The sequence below is a fragment of the Arcicella sp. BE140 genome, from assembly GCF_031456255.1.
Lineage (GTDB): Bacteria > Bacteroidota > Bacteroidia > Cytophagales > Spirosomataceae > Arcicella > Arcicella aquatica.
The window spans coordinates 74,797-94,040 of record NZ_JAVDUE010000010.1 but is presented as its reverse complement, the minus strand read 5'-3'; the positions used below and the strand labels follow the sequence as shown (position 1 = coordinate 94,040).

Here is a 19,244-nt window from a genome sequence, read left to right as displayed (position 1 = left end):
CATTTTTTCGGGAGATGTACAAGGCTTTTTTGTTAAGTTTTTATCACGAATTTGTTTTCGTATAATATAAGCGTTAGGGATTTTTGGGCTAATTTTTAATAAAAGAACCTTTAGGCTTAAATCGCTTTTCAAACCGAGCTTTGATCGCCTCATGTCATAGCCATTTTTTATTCCTAGCGAGGGACTTAAGTCCCTCGCTAGGAATAAACACATTGATTATCAATCATTTATATACTTAATGGGTAATCAGTAGGACTTAAGTCAACCCCTAATAGAAAATTTTATTACAATTACTCACGCAATGACTTTTTCAATAAAGAGACTTTTTTATAAGAAAACACCTTGCTAACCTATTTTTTTTGCTTTGGTATTTGCTCCTGTCGTGCTGTGGTAAAAAATGCTACAGCACTGCAGAAGCAAATACCAAAGCACTGCAGGAGCAATGCTAGTATAATAAAACAATAGAAAACTATTAAAACTTAAAAACAATAACAACAACAATAATAAAGAAAATGGATGTTGTTGATTTTTTTATTGATTGATGATAATGATTCTTTTACTGTAAAATCTCCTAAAAAAATAAGGCAACAGTACTTTGTTTTTTAAAGAAAAATTGCTATATTTATGTAAGTTTTACAAATTAGTGTCCCCAAGAGTTTTTATTAGCATTTACATTGTTTTTTAAGCTGAACAAATTAACTACACCCTACAAAAATGAAAAAATATATTGCCAATATTATTTTGATATTTGCCTGCCTGATTCTCCCATCTTATCTTGTTTTTATTAGAAAATACTTGAACGTCAAGTCGTTGCATGGTGTTTTTTCTTTATGTGCTGAAGTCGTTGAAGGACAATTGGCTGTTTATCAACGCCTGATTCTTTCGGTGAAATCTCAGTTTGTGCTATATGTTAGCCCAAGCTTTATTGAAAATAAATGGCCGCCTACTCATTGCCTTCAATTCACGCATGACCAAGACGTGTTACCGCCGTAGGCGCATATCCAAAATGTTTTTTGAAGGCAAAGGAAAAATGCGACAAGTTTTCAAATCCTACCTCAAGGTATAAGTCAACAGGGTTTTTCTTCTTTTCACTCAGCAGATAATGGGCTAGTGCTAATCGTTTTTGGGTAAGCCATTTTTGAGGGGTGGTATTATAAACCTTCTTAAAATCACGCTTGAAAGTCGTAAGGCTTCGTCCTGTCAGGTAGCCGAATTTTTCCATTGTCATGTTAAACATGAAGTTTTTCTCCATGTAATCCGATAAGTTGATTTTGCCCGGTTCTTCAAAATTGGCTAGCAAAGTATCTATGCTGATGTCGATAGTCCGCAGAATGGTGATGGCCTCCTCAATTTTGATGTTGGCAATATTGTGAGGTAGGGCATCTTTCAAATCAAAATAAGGAATTAATGAAGCAAGGCAACTTTCTAACAAAGGATGTTTATTGAAACTCCGAACGTTTTGTGGTCTTGGCAGATGGTTAATAAAAGGCTTGTTTCTATGATAAAAGTCCTTGAGCCTTTCTTTGGTCAAGTGCATGGCAACGGCTTTGTGTGGTTGTCCGTTTAAGGGATAATTGATAATCGTTGTGGGCTGATTACGTGGGATTAAAAAGATGTCACCAGCACCAAAGTAATGTGTACTATCGGCCTGTATAATCTTGGTTTCGCCAGAAATAAACCATATCAGCATGTGGTGTTCAAAAACAGTTTCGGTTTTAAAAGTACCTTCACCGAATAACGAAAGTTTGATGTCTGGGGTCAGATAATGTGTTTGAAACGCCATGTTTGTTGCAATTTTATAAAATACAATATCAGCCAAAAAAAAGAATCTTTGACTGATATTTAGTATCACTGAAATGAAATGTTCATTAATCCTCAAAAAATACCCCTGTCATTGTCTCACTTAAAGCCCACAACCTTTGTGCATCAGCGGTGTCGATTGAATAGGGCTTTACGCCATGAAGGGTAAGAGGGTCACCAAAGTTGTGTTCAATTTGACCCTCATCAATGACTGCAATGTCGCAATTTTCACAATATAATCCGCCTATATTGTTTAAAAAAGCACTTGTAGCACACCATACCGTGGTGGCTGCGCCTTGCTCAGTATTTTTTAGTTTTGCTGCAACAGCTTCAAAAATGTTTCCGTCGGCATCGTGTGTGCCCATTTGCTGAAATAATTCCATCGGAGCCACCCGCCCTAAATCTGTACCAATGACAGACCCAGGATGCACAGCAAATGAACGAATATTGAATTGCTCGCCCAGTTGGTCAAGTGCCACCGTAAACAGGTTGTTGGCCGTTTTAGATTGTCCGTAGCCTTGTAATGTTTCGTATTCACGGTGTTGGAAATTAGGGTCGTCAAAATTAAAAGGGGCAATTTGATGTCCGTAAGATGACACATTAATCACCCTAGCGCCCTCGGCTTTTTTTAAGGCAGACCAAAGCCTTGCCGTCAACTGAAAATGTCCTAAATGATTGGTTGCTAGCTGAGATTCATACCCGCGACTATCGCGTTGTAAAGGAACCCACATGATGCCTGCATTATTGATAAGTAGATGAAGCGGTCTGTCCGAAGCAATGAATTCCTTAGCAAATAAATCAATCGAATCGGGGTTCATCAAATCCATTGTCGCTACTTCAACATGGGGGATATTTTCCAGATTTTTGAGGGCTTTTGCCTTATCACGAGCAGGCACAATTACGGTTGCTCCTGCGGATACCAAGGTTTTGGTTGTTTCCAGACCAATGCCAGCGTAGCCACCCGTAACGATGGCAATTTTTCCTGTAAGGTCTATTCCCTTGATAACGTCGTGTGTGGTAGATGTTGCATTAAAGCCCGAACCTATTGGTTTTTGTAATGTTGTCTGATTGTCTAGTATCATTTTTTTTGTTGTTTGATTGATACAAAATTAGCCATTGCTGAACCAGACAACTTTGTTTTAAAGACCGTATTTGCTTTGTTTTAAGGGCCATTTGTTTGTGGGCGTATGCAATACGCCCCTACGTTTTCAAACCGTGGTTTGTGTGTTGCAGAACATGGTGTAAAACCCCAACTTTTCGCCGTTGTTGGTGTTTTTCACCAACAACATAAGCGTCAGCAACTTGTCAACTTAATAGTTTGATTTTATTATTTTTTTGGAATGTTGCTGACGCTTGATTTGTTGGTGAAAACACCAACAAAGGCAGTCAAAAAAGCTCCCCTCTCTGAAGGAGAGGGGTTGGGGCGGCCGCCGCTGCGGGTGAGGTTTCAAACCAAAGAATATTTGGCAATGGTTTTCTTTTTGGACAGCCTACTACGTTTTCAAATCGTGGTTTGTGGCATACAGAACATGGTGTAAAACCCCAACTGATGGCATGACTTCAAGTCATGCCATCAGTAATCTGAGTAACCAAACCCACACCTTTCAAATATAAATAAATCAATAAAATCTTGTTTTATATAAGTTTGTAACTGTACTTTTACGCCTAATGTCGATTGTCGAGAGGATATTGACAGTCGATTCCTTGGAAAATAGCCTAACTAACGCTTGCTTTAGCGTAACCACAAAACCTTATTTTATCTTTGGAAAATAGCGTATTAACAGATAACGAGCTCATTGATTTAATTAGAAATGAAGATTCCTCCGCATTCGAGGTATTGTATCGTAGATATTGGCAAAAGCTATTTGTTACCGCCCTCAACAAAACGCAAGATGAGGATTTGTCTAAAGAAATTGTACAGGAAATTTTTGTAGACTTATGGGAACGAAGGGCTAGTCTTCAGATTACGAATGTGCCTGCCTATCTACAAACCGCTACTAGATTTAAAGTAATATCGGCCTATAAAGCGGAACTGCAAACGCAAATTGAGTTTTTAGAAATACCCACCAACCAAAACACTAGCGACCAGCTCGACCTTGAAGATTTTGAAAGAGCCTTGTCTGCTGCGGTGCAATTACTGCCCGAAAAAACCAGAGACATCTTCGTATTGAACCGTTTGGAAAACAGAACGGTGAAAGAAATTGCTGCTACGCTCCAAATCCCTGAGCGTACTATTGAATACCATATTACCCAGTCGCTACGCTTTTTACGCTTGCATCTACAAGACTTTTTCCTTTCTCAGGGTATTTGTATTCTTCAATTTTTATTGTATTATAAAAAGAACTTTTTTAATTAATGTGCCTTTTTATATAAATATTAATAGAAAATGAATATTTAATTGCGGTTAAGTACCATTTTTCAGACTTATATATAGAAGCCTCCTTCAGCTTGGTGAAGCGAGGAAATATTCCTTACAAACAGATGAGCAAAATCCAATTTAAAGAAATCTTAGAAAGATACCTCAGCGGTACTTGTAGTGCTCAAGAGAAAAAGATTGTTGAGCAGTGGTATGAACTGCTGGATGAGGATTATAGAGTCCTTTTCCCAAACATGGATATGGCTTCGTTGGAAGAGGTAATTTGGGAGAAAATAAAACCACAAATGGCTGAACCAGTTCCTGTGGTGGTAGTACGCAAAGTGTGGTATCAGTCACCCGTGAAATGGGCTTGGGCTGCTTCGTTGGTTTTGCTCGTGGGCATCGGTGCTTGGGTGTTGTTACAGTCGCCTATCATTTCGCCTAAAGATGCACTGACGTCCTCAGCAACTTTGCCAAAGGCGGGCTTAGTACACGTTGATAACAAAGGGCAAACCCAAAAATTAGTGAAGTTACCAGACGGCACGATAGTGAAACTGAACGCAGGGGCATCTATTGAGTATCCTAAACAATGGGCAAGCGATAAAAGAGAGCTATTCCTGACAGGGACTGCATTTTTTGAAGTAGTGCGAAATCCAGAACAGCCGTTTTTGGTATATGCCAATGACATCGTCACGAAGGTATTGGGAACTAGCTTTTGGATAAATGCACAGTCGCCCGACAAAAAGGTAGAAATTGCAGTGGTAACGGGCAAGGTATCAGTATTTAAACGTGACTCCAAGGCCGATTATATTTCAGCGAATACCAAGAGTGGTGTAATTCTGACGCCTAATCAACAAGTAGATTATTTCCCTGAAAATCAGGTGTTTGTTACCAGAATTGTAAAAGAGCCAGTATTGATATTGCCAGATATACACCATAAGCAGGTGACTTTTAACCTACCCACTTTTGTGTATGACGAGCAGTCGGTAGCAACAGTGTTGGATGAAATCGGCAAAGCATACGGTATTGAGATTATCCTAGAAAACGAACAAATTAATAATTGCCCTATTACTGCCGACCTTTCGCAGAGTAGCCTTTATACCAAATTAGATATTATCTGTGCCACCCTCAAAGCGAGTTATGAGATACGTGGAACGAAGATTCTGATTAGTGGGAAAGGATGTTAAAACAGAAAACTTAACCATTAAATATACAAATAGTAAATAGCACCTTTCATAAAGTAGATGCCAAATTGATTACAAGCGTCTGAAGTAGTAAAGACTTTGGACAAAAAAAGGCTACCCGTGCGCCAACACTGATAGCCAAAAAGTGTTATGTCAAACCGTTCAAAATTTAACAAAACCAAAGTAAAAGTATGCAAAAAATTCAAAAAATTAAACCTCCCTTGCTAAGGATTATGAAATATTCTTTGCTACAGTTGTTTCTGGCATGTGTTTTCTCTTCGCTATCCGTAGCGAATGTCTATACACAGGAGCTTCTCAACCGTACAGTGAGCCTAAAAGTTGACAATGCAGCTTTCAAAAATGTATTGCTCAACCTTGAAAAAGAAGCAGATGTAAAGTTTGTTTATAGTTCTCGCTCGGTTCAGCTTGACCGAAAAATGAGTGTACACGTTACCGACAAAAGGCTTTCTGAAGTATTAGATATGGTGTTGCGTCCGTTGATGTTGAACTACCAAGTGGTTGGAGGACAGATAATTATCAATACGATAGATGAAGAAGACAAGGCTTTGTCGGAAGCAAATGTGGTAGTACAACCCATCAAAGACCAGACTGTAAAAGGAAAAGTAACAGACGAAACAGGTGCAGGATTACCGGGTGCTAATGTGTTAATTAAAGGAACTAAAAAAGGTGTAAGCACCAACGGAAATGGAGAGTTCTCGATTAGCTTTCCCGATGGTAGCGATGTTGTTTTGGTGTTTAGTTCTGTTGGGTATATTACTCAGGAAACTGCAGTAGGTAGCCGTACATCTATCAATATCTCATTAGTACCCGACAACAAATCTTTGGCGGAAGTGGTAGTAGTAGGATATGGAACGCAAAAGAAAAGCGACGTAACAGGGGCGATTTCATCTATCAATGAAAAAGCCATCAAAGAAGTACCGACCTCAAACATTGGTTCGGCCTTGCAAGGACGAGTAGCAGGTTTGGAAATTCAGCGAGCAGGCTCAACCCCAGGGTCGGGCAATCAGATTCGTATCCGTGGTGAGCGTTCTATCAACGGTAGCAACGACCCGCTGATTGTATTAGACGGTATCCCGTTTGATGGTGGTTTGAATGATATTAATAACAACGACATTGCCTCAATCGATGTCTTAAAAGATGCCTCTGCAACGGCTATCTATGGTTCTAGGGGTGCGAATGGAGTTATTTTGATTACGACTAAAAGAGGGAAATCTGGTGAAACAAAAATTACTTATAATGGCTATTATGGGATAAGTAGTATTATCAATAAGTACCCTGTTTACAATGCCGAACAGTATCAAGCTACCCGTAATATCTCGGTATATTCTTCGGGCTATATGCCGGGTGAGATAGCATCAATCGCCAGTGGCAAAACAACCGACTGGCAAGATTTGATGTATAAAAACGGCTATATCACCGACCAAAACATCAGTGTATCAGGCGGAAAAGATGAAAATCTATTCACCATTGGCGGAGGATACTTCAAAGAAAGTACTGTATTACCGGGTCAGGATTTTGAACGTTTTACCGTGAAAGGTTCAACAGATACTAAAATAGGACGCATTTTGAAATTTGGGATTAGCTCGCTTACCACGCTGACTACTACCAATGGCTCGCAGTTTGTAAACCCAATGTATCCGATTCTTACATTAAGTCCTTTGATGCAACCTTATGATGCCAACGGTAATATCGTGATTTCGCCAGCGGGTAATAATGACGACGTAAACCAGTACAATCCTTTGTTGTTGTACAGAGACACCAATTCTTGGGTAGATAGAGTGCGTCGCTTGCGTACCTTCAATAGTTTGTATGCCGAAGCTCAATTGGCGGAAGGATTAAAGTATCGTGTAAATATTGGGGTTGACTTAAGCTTTCAAGAGAATGCTCAATTCCAAAAAGGAGATAGCTATTTCAGACCCAATGCCAATAGTTTGGGAAGCATGAACAATGCAAAGGCTTCGTCATTATTGATGGAACATTTACTGTACTACGATAAAACAATCGCTAAAAAACACAAATTGAATTTCACAGGTTTGTGGAGTGTTCAAAAGTCTCAATCATACAATACTTATATTAAAAGAGAAGGTATCGCTGCTGATTTTATCCAGTTCTATGACCTATCGCAAGTAACAGACGAAGCCAAAGCCAACACTGTTATCAGCGGTAGCGAGTCGTCAAGAGGGATGATTTCAATGATGGCGCGTATCAACTATGCTTATGATGACAAATATTTACTAACCCTTACGGGTAGGAGAGATGCCTCTTCAGTGTTGGCAGATGGACACAAAACGTTGTTTTACCCTGCGGTATCTGTAGGATGGAACATTGCTAACGAGGCGTTTATGAAAGAGATTCCTGTCATCGCAAGTCTGAAATTGCGTGCAGGTTGGGGAACTACTGCCAACCAGTCTATCGGACCATACTCTACTTTAGGAGGCGTAGTGCCATATTTATACCAAGGCTCGCAAACAGTACCGATTAAATACAACTTCGGTTCGACAGTCGTATCTGGCTATAACATCAATACATTGCCTGACCAAAACCTTACTTGGGAAAGCACAGAAGGTAAAAACGTAGGGGTTGATTTTGGGATTTTAGGCAACCGCATCACGGGTAGCGTAGAATGGTATCATCAATATACCAAAGGTATTTTATACGGAGTGACACTACCAGCTACTACTGGGGTAACAGGACAGTATTTGACCAACGTAGGAGAAATGAGCAACCACGGGATGGAATTCTCTGTATCGTCAGTGAATGTAAAAACGGCACAAGGATTTACTTGGAATACAGACTTTAACCTTTCGTTCAACCGCAATAAATTAGAAAAACTAGATGGTTCGGTGACTCAAAATATTGCCAATGGTTTGTATGTTGGGCATCCTTTGACTGCCATTTATGATTATACTAAATTGGGTATCTGGCAATTGAACGAAGCCGAGCAAGCCGCTAAATATGGCTCAGTACCGGGGCAATTGAAATTAGCTGATTTGAACAATGACGGAAAAATTACGGATGTAGATAGAAGCGTAATCGGTAGCGGACAGGCGGATTTTCAAGGAGGTTTGACCAACCGTTTTTCTTATAAGGGTGTCGATTTGTCCATCGTTTTATTTACACGTGTAGGCGGAACGTTAGTGAGTACTATTCACCAGCCATTATCGAATTATTTAACCAACTTGGATGGGCGTAGAAATCAATTAGCAGTAGATTATTGGACACCCGACAACCCGACTAATTCATTCCCTACACCAGCAGTGGCTAACCCTAGTCCCGTAGGTGCGGCATGGTCGACATTGGGTTATTTTGACGCTACTTTCTTGAAAGTAAGAAGCATTAATCTTGGGTATAATTTGCCAGCATCTTTGTTGAAAGTAATCAAAGCGTCATCAGTAAAACTGTACTTTACTGCTAGTAATCCGTTTATTTTATTCTCGCCTTATATTCAGGCAGGAGGGATAGACCCAGAGCCAAGCGGACAAGGTTCTAATGGTTTAGTGGGCGGTGGTCCGGGTAATATTTCAGGTAGAAACTTGAATATTCGCCTTACGACACCCTCTACGAAAAGCTTCATTTTTGGCATGAATGTGACGTTCTAAACGTTGGAAGGATTGATTGCTCAACAAATGATTTAACATTTTTTATTCGATACATAATGAAATTAAAACATACATTTTCAGCTTTTCTATTGGGCATAACGGCATTTGCTTTTTCTGGGTGTCAATCGGTCTTGGATGAAACGCCAAGAACTGCCTTTACGATAGATTATTTCAAAACGCAGGACGGTCTGCAATCTGCTATCTATACCGCTTATGCAGGGTTAAGATATGACTTCGGACCCATCGGGGCGATGGTCTTGGGGAATGTTGGGACAGATGAATTTACCTATGGCGACCAAGGAGCTTCTGGACAAACATTAGAATGTGGTATCTATAGCATCAGCCCAACCAACGGCGCTATTGGTACACCTTGGAACAGGAATTATTCCAACATCAACCTTTGTAATGCCGTGGTGGAATTTGCACCAAATGTGACGATGGATGCTACTAACAAAAGCAAATTGTTAGGCGAAGCCCGTTACCTAAGAGCGATGTACTACCTATTGTTGGTAGAAAACTTTGGAGCCGTTCCGTTAGACTTAGGTTCTGGTGATTTGAAATTCAATAGTACACCTAGTTGTACTTTTAGAAGAAACGACCCAGATTTGTTGAAGAAAAACTTCCAGTCGATGATAGATGATTTATTGTTTGCGACTGAAAATCTTCCAGACCAACGTCCTGCGGGGGAATATCGTTTGGCTAAAGGGGCAGCGTTACATTTATTAGCAAGAGTATATACATACCGTGCCTATTCGGCAGTGAAGCAAGCAACAGACTTTCAGAGTGCCTACGACACCGCTAAAAAGCTGATTGATGGTAAAGCCAAATACGGCACAGATTTGTTGCAAGATTTTGGGGATATTCATAAAGAAGGAAACGACTATAATAAAGAAATCCTTTTTGCTGTAGAACGTTTGCCATTGAATAACATAGCCAACGAAGTAGTTAACCCAAGTTCGGACTTTGACCAAAAGGTGAATATTTCTTGTAATATGTTTGTATCGAACTATACTTCTGTTACCAAAAATGGCGTAACGCTTTTCCCAGTGCGTGTATTGCAGTATGGTCGCCCGCTTCGTCAGTTTTGCCCTACTCGTTGGACATTGGATGTAGCTTTTGCTGACAAACTCAACGATAGCCGTTTTAATAATACATTCCGCGATGCTTATCCAATAGCTACTTTTTATACGGCTGGTTCATCAGACTACACCAAATATGTAGCTGATATGGCAGCGATAGGTTTTGCCTTGGGCGATACCGCCTTTTATATCGCTCCAACCGATGCCATTGCCAAAACATTGAAAGCCGCTAATAAAAAGTATGTGATTTATTCACCTTCGGAAACATATAGCAACCAAAACAGGGCTAATAACATTTATCCTGCTTTGAGAAAATATGAGGCTGTCAACCGTAATTCTTACCAAGATATTTCAGGTCGTCCGTTTGTGGCAAGTAAGTTTTCAGAAGTGTATTTATTAGCCGCAGAGGCGGCAATGGCGTTAGGGAAAAATGCAGAGGCGGCACAATACATCAACGTATTGCGTGACAGAGCAGCGTATCGCTCAGGACTTTCGGCAACAGAATTAGCTAATCGCAGAGCTAAAATACAGGTTTCAGCAAGTGATATTACCCTTGATTTTATCTTGGATGAACGTACACGTGAATTATGTGGTGAGAGTATCCGTTGGCCAGATTTAGCGATGCGTGGTAAGTTGGTGGACAGGGCTAAGAAATACAATCCAGATGTTACTAACCTGCAAAGTTTCCATTTGTTACGCCCAATTCCACAGTCGCAATTAGATGCAACGTGCGAAACAGTTAAATCTCAATATCAAAATCCGGGGTATAATTAAGAGAAGAGTGTGTAATAGGATGAATCCTTGCTACACGATATTTAAAGGTAAATCATTGAACAACCTTGAATAGGAAGAGAGACAAGTGCTTTTTTCCTTCTTTCCACGATTGATGAACAGACAAAACATGAAAAGACATACATTATTATATAAGCTTGCACTAGTAGCCTCGATGGGCTTACTGAGTGCTTGCGAAAAAGACCCTATCAATATTCTTAATGCCAATACTTACACGGCGGATGGTTCGTTGAAAACAGCTACAACGGCTTTTCCAGTAGGGTTGAGTATTGATTACGATTTGTTTCTCAACAATGCTCAATACCGTTCTGTAGTAGCGGCGGATGCGCAAAGCACCACTTTCGGCTATCACATGAAGCACGGAGCTTTAGTAAGAAACGACGGAACGATTGACTTCACCAAAGCGGATGCTTTGTATGATGCCTGTAAAACTGCTGGTATCGAAGTGTTCGGGCATACGTTGGGCTGGCACCAAAATCAGAATGCTACTTACTTGAAAACGATAACAGGCGGAGGCTCTGGTCCTGCGGCGGTAAACTTGGTAGCTAATGGAAGTTTTGAAAGTGGCTCGGGTGATAATTTTAATAACTGGGGTAAATACAACGGAGGGACGTCGTTAGTGGCTACAACCGTCACCTCAGAAGTTCAAGCTGGCACAAAGGCATTGAAAGTAATAGTAACTGCTGACGGTAACCCTTGGAATGTACAAATGGCCAGTGACGAGTTTGCGACCACAGTAGGCAAAACGTATAACATGACATTTTTTATCAAATCGGCGGTTGCGGGGGGGCAAATGCGCATATCTACAGGTGGTACGGGTTCTACGGCTCAGTATTCGGGGAACTACTCAACCTCGACAGACTGGGTACAAAAAACGTATTCCTTTACCGCTAATGGCCCCATGACACGTGTGTTGATTGACATCGGTAGCAAAGCCAATACATATTTTATGGATAACGTCGTGGTAGTAGATGCCTCTGCATCTGTACCGCCAACGGGCGGAGCTTTGGTAACGGCTGTTGATAATGCCTTGAAAGATTTTATCACGCAAACGGTAACGCATTACAAAGGAAAAGTAAAAGCTTGGGACGTAGTGAACGAACCTGTATCTGAAAGTGGTACATTGCGTACGGATGCCAACACCACGGTATCTGCCACAGCGACCGACTATTTCTTTTGGTCGAAATACTTAGGTCGCAACTGGGCATTGAAGGCTTTTCAATATGCAGCCGCTGCCGACCCAAGTGCTGAATTGTACATCAATGATTATAACTTAGAGTCGAATAGTGTAAAGCTTGATTCTTTGATTGGCTATGTAGCAGAATTGAAAGGCAAAGGAGCGAAGATAACGGGTATTGGTACACAAATGCACGTGCTTTGGAATACACCTTATAGTGGCATTGATAATATGTTTAAAAAATTGGCTGCGACAGGCTTAAAAGTTCGTATTTCAGAACTAGACGTTCGGGTGAATCCTAACAAAAAAACTCAGTTTGTCTTAAACAAGCAATTTGAATCATATCAGGCAGATATGTATGCCTATATTGTTCGTTCTTATTTGACAAACGTTCCTGTAGCACAACAATCAGGGATTACGGTTTGGGGTATCTCAGATAATACCAGTTGGTTGTATGAAAATGGCTTAGATTTTCCTTTATTGTATAATAAAGATTATTCTAAAAAAGCGGCGTATTATGCTGTGTTGAAGACTTTGAAGGAAAAATAAAACAAGTAGGGACGAATTGCATTCGTCCTTATTCCGTCCTATTTTTATATGTTGTGGGCGTATGCCATACGCCCCTACGTTTTATTGAAAGTTATCATAGAAACTAAAACCGTGTTTTGTGGCTCACAGAATACAATATGCGGACTGTTACGTTCTGTGAGCCATAGACTGCGGTTAAAGAAAGAAAAAAATAATTAATAAGAGCATTTATTCCTAGCGAGGGACTTAAGTCCCTCGCTAGGAATATGGATTGAAACTCGCTCTAAAACCACAGTTTTAGATTTTAAATCATTCATCCCACATTCCAACATTATCGCCTTACCTCATGAATAAATTAACAAAATCCTTCCTATTGTTTATCCTTACGGCTACTATTCAGCAAGTGAGTAGGGGACAAGCCACGCTTCCACACCTCCAGAAAAAAGGTAAAACCACTGAATTAATCGTCAATGGAAAGCCTTTTATCATGCTTGGAGGAGAATTAGGCAATTCGTCTGCTTCGACCATCGAAAATATGAAGCCTATTTGGTCAAAACTGAATGCAATGCACCTGAATACCGTTTTGGTACCCGTGTATTGGGAATTACTGGAAAAAGAGAAAGGTCATTTTGATTATAACCTGTTAAAACAACTCATTACCGAAGCTCGTAAACACCAAACTAAAATTGTTTTTCTATGGTTTGGCTCATGGAAAAATAGTATGTCGAGCCATGCGCCAGCATGGGTCAAACTGAATCAAGAGACCTATCCAAGAGCCAAAGACGATAAAAACCAGAGTCAGGAAATCTTAACGCCTTTTAGTGATAACAACCTGCAAGCAGACTTGAAGGCCTTTGAAAAGCTGATGACTTTTATCAAGGAATTTGACAGGAATGAGCAAACAGTCATTATGATTCAGGTAGAAAACGAAATAGGGATGTTGCCCTCCGCTCGCGACTATCACCCTTTGGCAAACGAAGCTTTCAAGCAAGAAGTACCTGCTACATTGTTGAATTATCTATCGCAAAATCGTGAAAATCTAGCCCCTGAATTGTTGGAAAGATGGAAAAAGAATGGATTTAAAACTACGGGCAATTGGGAAGATATTTTCGGGAAAAGTCTACAAACGGATGAAATTTTTATGGCTTGGTATTTTGCCAAATTTACCAATACCATTACAGAGGCAGGAAAGAAAATATATCCTTTGCCAATGTTTGTAAATGCCGCCCTAAACAGACCCGGAAAAGAACCGGGGAGTGGTTATCCAAGTGCAGGACCACTTCCTCATATCATTGATGTGTGGAAAGCCGCCGCCCCAGCGATTGATTTATTATCTCCCGATTTTTACAATCCTGATTTCAAGCATTGGAACGATTTGTACACCAGAAAAGGCGAAGCTTTATTTATCCCCGAACATCGCTTTGATGCTACCGTAATGGCAAAATCATTGTATGCTATAGGGCATTATGAAGCCTTGGGGTTTTCCCCTTTTTCGATTGAGTCAACCGCTAAACCCAAAGAAGAACCGCTTGGTAAAGGCTATGAGATGATGAATAAGTTAATGCCAACAATTAGCCGTTATCACGGACAAGAGAAAATAGATGCTGTATTGTTGGATAAGGAAAACAGTGAGACGATTATAACGATGGGAAAATATGAGTTTACTTTCCGACATGATTATACATTAGGATGGTCTCCAGAGGCAAAATCAGCAGAATGGCCTACGACGAGCGCCATGATTATCCAGACAGGTGAAAATACCTTTTATGTAACAGGGTCGGGCGTTGTGGTTACTTTTAAGCCCGTAGAGAAAGAAGCAGGTCATGTGGGCATCTTGAAGATAGATGAAGGAACTTTTGAAAACAACACATGGAAAACGTTACGCCACTTAAATGGCGACCAAACACACCAAGGTAGGCACTTGAGAATAGCAGTTGGAGATTATGAAATCCAACAGCTTCAGCTTTATCTGTATAAATAAGGGTGAATAAAAGAGTATAAACATTTAGAGAACCTTAAGAATAGCTAAATTTGCTAGACCTTGAGGTTTTCTGTTTTTAACTTTTATCACATAAAGAGTCCCCACGCTATCATCATGAAAAGCTATGCTAAAAAAGCCTTTATCTTTCGAGATTCCGCTATTCAAGCAGAAATCAATGCACTTGATGCTGTGAAAGATCATCAGCGAATAGTGTATTTATTGACGGCTTATGAATTTACTTTTGACATGGTACGTGCCTTGGAATTAGCCTTGTTTCATACGTATGCTAGTCCGAGTATTTCGGGATTGTTGCAAAAGACAGGAGAGTTTGAGCGAAGAGGACAAAAAAGATATGACGATACGGGCATTCTGATTGCCCAATTTATGCAAGCAGGGTATGATAGCGAATTAGGCAAGAGGGCAATAGCACAGATGAATAAAATTCACGGTCATTATCGTATTGCCAACGACGATTATCTATTGGTATTATCCACCTTCGTGTTTTACCCCATCAATTGGATGGAAACAAATGGTTGGCGAAAGATGACTAAAAACGAGCAGTTGGCATTATTCCTCTTTTTTAAAGAAGTAGCCAAACGCATGAACTTAGTAAATATTCCCGAAGATTTAGCTGCTTTAAAATTGTTTGCTGCACAATATGAAGAACAACATTTTTGTTATGCTAAAAGTAATGAAGTAATTGCAGATGCTACTATACAGATTGTTGCCAATTGGTTTCCAAGCTTTTTGAGGTTTGCGGTAAAACCTGTTTTCGCGGCCTTGATTAATGACAAACTACGAGAAGCCTTTGGTTACAATAAACCCTCTAAGCTATTCTGTGGATTGCTCCATGTCAGCTTTCAGCTAAGGAAACAATTTTTAAAATATATTACGTTTAAAAAATACCCTACAGAAATATCCAATACTTATTATCGAACCTACCCAAACCACGAGTTTACGATAGAAACCCTTGGCCCTGAATATTTAACGCGGAAGAAATAATTTGCAAAAGTCTTTTTTGTTCGGTAAATTTATCTTGTTCGTTTATTTAGAACAATATATAAAATCCGAACAAAATGGAAAATCAACAAGAAATAGCCTATTTGGCAATAGAGACTTTGGGAGAAATAAGTCATTTAGAAGCAACATTTCAACCCAGCAAGGATGATAAAATAGATGGATTTTTAACGATAAAAGATAAAGAAAATAACCAAGAAATAAATTTATCAGTTGAGATAAAAACCAAACTACAAAATGCTCATATTGCAAAGATATTATTGCAGAATAATGAGCATGAGCATTTTATCGTAATTGCTGAAAGTATTATTCCTGATTTACGCAAGAAGTTAAGAGCATTTCATATTAATTACTTAGAGATTACTGGGAATGCTTATATTAAATATCCGAATGTCTTTTATTTTGTTGAAAATAATAAAATAAATCCATCAAAACTTTATGAAAGGAATAGTCCTTCTGTAAAGAAAACATTGACAAAAAATGGTTTAAAACTTGTGTTTCATTTGCTTGAACATCCTGCTCTTTTACAGACAACTTATCGTAGAATGTCGGAGGTCGCTCAAGTTAGTCTTGACACAGTGCATAAAACTATTCAAACCCTAAAAAACTTAGGGTTTATCATTCCACTTGATGATAAAAAGGATTATTTGTCAAATATTCCAAAATTATTTGAACGTTGGGTGATTGAATATGATGCAAAACTTAAACCAACTTTGTATATTGGAAAATATAGAAGCTTAGCCAATGTAGGCTGGAAAGATATAGTATTAGATAATAAGAGTAAGTGGGGGGGAGAAGCTGCTGCCGAAATCTTGACAGACTATCTAAGGGCTATAAATCTTACACTTTATACAGAAGATGGAAGAAGTGAACTTATGAAAAAATATAGGCTCGTTCCTGATAATTTAGGAAATATTGACGTATTTCATTCATTTGCAAAAATGGATGAAAGTACTACTCAAACAGTAAGTCCTTTATTAGTCTATGCCGATTTAATAAATTCTACAGATTATAGAAATCAAGAAACTGCACAGAAAATCCATGAAAAATTCATTCAAAATAAGGTATGACGAAATAAGAACAACAACCTTAAGGAGTGTTTTTGAAGCTTTTGAAAGAGCCTTTATTAATATCGGAATTGATTTTTATGTCATTGGGGCTTTGGCTAGAGATTATTGGTTTTCAAAACAAAACATAGAGACCAAAGGGACTAAAGATATTGATATAGCGATTCAAATTGCTGATAATTTAAAATTTGAAGCAATAAAAGAGTATTTAGTAGCCTCAGAAGGCTTTACGATTCATAGCGAAAATCCTATTTTAGTATTTGATGCTCATGGTATTCAAATTGATTTGTTGCCATTTGGAGCGGTTGAACAGGATGGAAAAGTGTTTTTAAATAGTCGGGCTTTTCCTGAAATAGATGTGGTCGGAATTAAGGAGGTTTTTGAAAGAGGAGTCATTAAAGTGAATGAAAATGGATTGGTCTTTAAATTAGCAAAGTTAGAAGGAATTGTTATTTTAAAATTTATCGCGTTCAACGACCGTCCAGAAGATAGAGGAAAAGATATTGTGGATATTGGAATGATTTTAAAAAACTATTTCGATATAGCTAGTGATGATATCTATGATTTTCATCAAGATTTATTTGATGAGGATTTAGGAATAGAATATATTGCAGCAAGAGTATTAGGACGAGAAATGAGAAATATTTTGGCATTGTCTCAAGCACTTGATAATAGGATACAAACAATTATTGAGGATGAAATTATACTCAGCCAAGAAAGTTATATGTTGAGAATATTAGTTACGCAAATACCCAATACCAATATTAGTTTTTGGAAAGAAATTTTGGATGAACTTTTGAGGGGAATTAGAGAAATAAGTTAAACTTTTAGTTACTCCGTCAAGTGTTATACAAAAGTTCTATCTTTGTAATGTTTATTAAATCCTTATTTTGTTTATTTGTTTATTAAATGGAAAGTATTGCCCTAACCAAAAGATATTATTCAATTTCGGAAGTTGCACAGATGTTTGATATGAATATCTCTAAACTTCGTTTTTGGGAAGAGCAATTTCCAACGCTTGAACCAAAACGTGACCGCTCGGGCGATAGAAAATATACGCAAGAGGATATCAAACATCTTGAAGAGATTGTGGATTTGGTTGAAAATCAAGGATATACGATTGAAGGGGCGAAAAGGGCATTAGAGCATCAGAAACGTAAAAAACAAGAGAACCAAGCAATTATCGATAAGTTAACAGAAATTAAAAAATTTATGAAGAGTCTCCGAGAAGCGATGGATGAGCCAAACGAGGAGTCGGAAAAACCAGCTAATAGTTGACCTTAATAGTTAAAGTGCCTTAAAAGTTTATCAAATTCTACCTTATTAATATGTCTACAAAAGAAAATTTACCCTATCAGGTTGCACTAACCTTGATTCCTAAAATCGGTGATGTGCTTATTCGTCAACTTATTAGCTACTGTGGCTCTGCCGAGCAAGTCTTTAAAACACCTGTTTCCAAACTACTTAAAATCCCGAATATTGGTAAAACATTAGCCCTGAATCTTCAAGATAGGTCTGTGCTAGACAAAGCATTTGCCATCATTGAAGAAGCAGATAGACAACAGGTTGATTTGCTGTTTTATACCGATAAAAACTACCCGAACCGCCTAAAACAGCTTTATGATGCGCCAGTATTATTGTATTATAAAGGGAATGCCAATTTGAATCATTCCAAGACAGTGGCCATAGTAGGCACTCGGCAATGTACTGAATATGGCAGAAATGTTACGGAAGAATTAGTTGAAGATTTAAAAGATTTTAATCCTTTAGTAATCAGTGGATTGGCTTATGGGATAGACATCGTAGCCCATAAGGCTTGCTTGAAAAACGATGTTCCTACGTTGGGAGTAATGGCTAGTGGTATCGATTTTATTTATCCTTATCAGCATAAAAACACGTCTATTCAAATGCAGGAAACAGGCGGGATTCTTACTGAGCAGATGTTTGGCGTTCAACCTGACCCAAGATTTTTCCCGCAAAGAAATAGGATAATAGCTGGAATGTCAGACGTGACAATTGTCATTGAAGCCGCCGTAAAAGGAGGAGCTTTGATTACGGCAGAATATGCCAATAATTACCATCGTGATATTTTCGCAGTGCCGGGACAGCTAGGCAAATCTTTTTCAGAAGGTTGTAATAAGCTAATCAAAGAAAAAAAGGCAGAGATTTATACCAGTATCAAGGATATCGTTGAAACGTTGAATTGGGATTTAGCGGGGCATGAGAAAAATAATAGCTTCAAAAATACATTAGACTTGACCAATTTTACTGACGATGAAAGTCAGGTGATGGCATTGCTCCATAAAAATCAGGTAATGGAAATTGATGTATTGGCTTGGCAGTCTCAGATTCACATTGCCAAATTATCGTCATTATTATTGAATTTGGAATTTCAAGGGGTACTGAAATCCTTGCCGGGGAAGAAATATGCTATTTCAATGCGGTAATCATAATCGTCTTTTCGATTTCAGCTTTAGAGTTTATACTCGACCTTACTTTTTGTCTTGATACAAAAAGTAACAAAAAAATCAAGAATTCCTAATCGCAGCGGCGAACCGCCTCGCTCCGCTCAAACAGTAGGAATTCGGAAAACATCAATCATAAATATGAGTCATCCCGATTTTTAAATTATAAAAAGCGGTC

The 19,244-nt window shown here is 38.8% G+C and carries 15 protein-coding genes; 13 read left to right on the top strand and 2 right to left on the bottom strand.

Going from position 1 to position 19,244, the window contains the following annotated elements; all coding sequences use genetic code 11:
* The first annotated feature begins 714 nt into the window (after positions 1–714).
* Positions 715–993, top strand: coding sequence for a hypothetical protein (locus J2Y60_RS14970; protein ID WP_309919462.1), 279 nt, complete (start codon positions 715–717; stop codon positions 991–993).
* Here the strand turns inward: J2Y60_RS14970 and J2Y60_RS14965 are convergent.
* Both J2Y60_RS14965 and J2Y60_RS14960 read right to left on the bottom strand, forming a co-directional pair.
* A complete protein-coding gene (locus J2Y60_RS14965; RefSeq protein WP_309919464.1) occupies positions 962–1,783 on the bottom strand; it encodes an AraC family transcriptional regulator in 822 nt (273 codons plus the stop codon). The two genes, J2Y60_RS14970 and J2Y60_RS14965, sit on opposite strands and share 32 nt — an antisense overlap.
* A gap of 85 nt (positions 1,784–1,868) precedes the next feature.
* A complete protein-coding gene (locus tag J2Y60_RS14960; RefSeq protein WP_309919467.1) occupies positions 1,869–2,882 on the bottom strand; it encodes an SDR family NAD(P)-dependent oxidoreductase in 1,014 nt (337 codons plus the stop codon).
* 105 nt (positions 2,883–2,987) lie between these two features.
* On the opposite strand from J2Y60_RS14960, the gene J2Y60_RS14955 reads away from it, so the two are divergent.
* The 12 genes from J2Y60_RS14955 to dprA all read left to right on the top strand — a co-directional run bounded on the left by J2Y60_RS14955 (position 2,988) and on the right by dprA (position 19,048).
* The gene (locus tag J2Y60_RS14955; protein WP_309994675.1) at positions 2,988–3,122 is read left to right on the top strand and encodes a hypothetical protein; all 135 of its coding nucleotides are present in this window, start codon (positions 2,988–2,990) and stop codon (positions 3,120–3,122) included.
* A gap of 440 nt (positions 3,123–3,562) precedes the next feature.
* Entirely contained in the window at positions 3,563–4,156 is a 594-nt protein-coding gene (locus J2Y60_RS14950) for a sigma-70 family RNA polymerase sigma factor (protein ID WP_309919469.1), read from the top strand.
* A gap of 125 nt (positions 4,157–4,281) precedes the next feature.
* Positions 4,282–5,343, top strand: a complete 1,062-nt coding sequence (locus tag J2Y60_RS14945) for a FecR family protein (protein WP_309919471.1) — start codon at positions 4,282–4,284, stop codon at positions 5,341–5,343.
* A 188-nt stretch (positions 5,344–5,531) separates the two neighbouring features.
* Positions 5,532–8,960, top strand: coding sequence for a TonB-dependent receptor (locus J2Y60_RS14940; protein WP_309919474.1), 3,429 nt, complete (start codon positions 5,532–5,534; stop codon positions 8,958–8,960).
* Between the two features lie 56 nt (positions 8,961–9,016).
* Positions 9,017–10,813 carry a RagB/SusD family nutrient uptake outer membrane protein gene (locus J2Y60_RS14935; protein ID WP_309919478.1) on the top strand — a complete coding sequence of 599 codons (1,797 nt, stop codon included), beginning with the start codon at positions 9,017–9,019 and terminating at the stop codon, positions 10,811–10,813.
* A 127-nt stretch (positions 10,814–10,940) separates the two neighbouring features.
* A complete protein-coding gene (locus J2Y60_RS14930; RefSeq protein ID WP_309919481.1) occupies positions 10,941–12,557 on the top strand; it encodes an endo-1,4-beta-xylanase in 1,617 nt (538 codons plus the stop codon).
* 325 nt (positions 12,558–12,882) lie between these two features.
* Entirely contained in the window at positions 12,883–14,517 is a 1,635-nt protein-coding gene (locus J2Y60_RS14925) for a DUF5597 domain-containing protein (RefSeq protein ID WP_309919484.1), read from the top strand.
* 114 nt (positions 14,518–14,631) lie between these two features.
* Positions 14,632–15,519, top strand: coding sequence for a DUF2236 domain-containing protein (locus tag J2Y60_RS14920; RefSeq protein ID WP_309919487.1), 888 nt, complete (start codon positions 14,632–14,634; stop codon positions 15,517–15,519).
* Positions 15,520–15,593: 74 nt separating this feature from the next.
* The gene (locus J2Y60_RS14915; protein WP_309919491.1) at positions 15,594–16,604 is read left to right on the top strand and encodes a type IV toxin-antitoxin system AbiEi family antitoxin; all 1,011 of its coding nucleotides are present in this window, start codon (positions 15,594–15,596) and stop codon (positions 16,602–16,604) included.
* Entirely contained in the window at positions 16,576–17,424 is an 849-nt protein-coding gene (locus tag J2Y60_RS14910) for a nucleotidyl transferase AbiEii/AbiGii toxin family protein (RefSeq protein WP_309919494.1), read from the top strand. The genes J2Y60_RS14915 and J2Y60_RS14910 overlap by 29 nt, the downstream gene beginning before the upstream one ends.
* Positions 17,425–17,510: 86 nt before the next feature.
* Positions 17,511–17,879, top strand: a complete 369-nt coding sequence (locus J2Y60_RS14905; protein WP_309919497.1) for a MerR family transcriptional regulator — start codon at positions 17,511–17,513, stop codon at positions 17,877–17,879.
* A 50-nt stretch (positions 17,880–17,929) separates the two neighbouring features.
* Positions 17,930–19,048, top strand: coding sequence for a DNA-processing protein DprA (gene dprA, locus J2Y60_RS14900; RefSeq protein ID WP_309919500.1), 1,119 nt, complete (start codon positions 17,930–17,932; stop codon positions 19,046–19,048).
* Positions 19,049–19,244 lie beyond the last annotated feature (196 nt).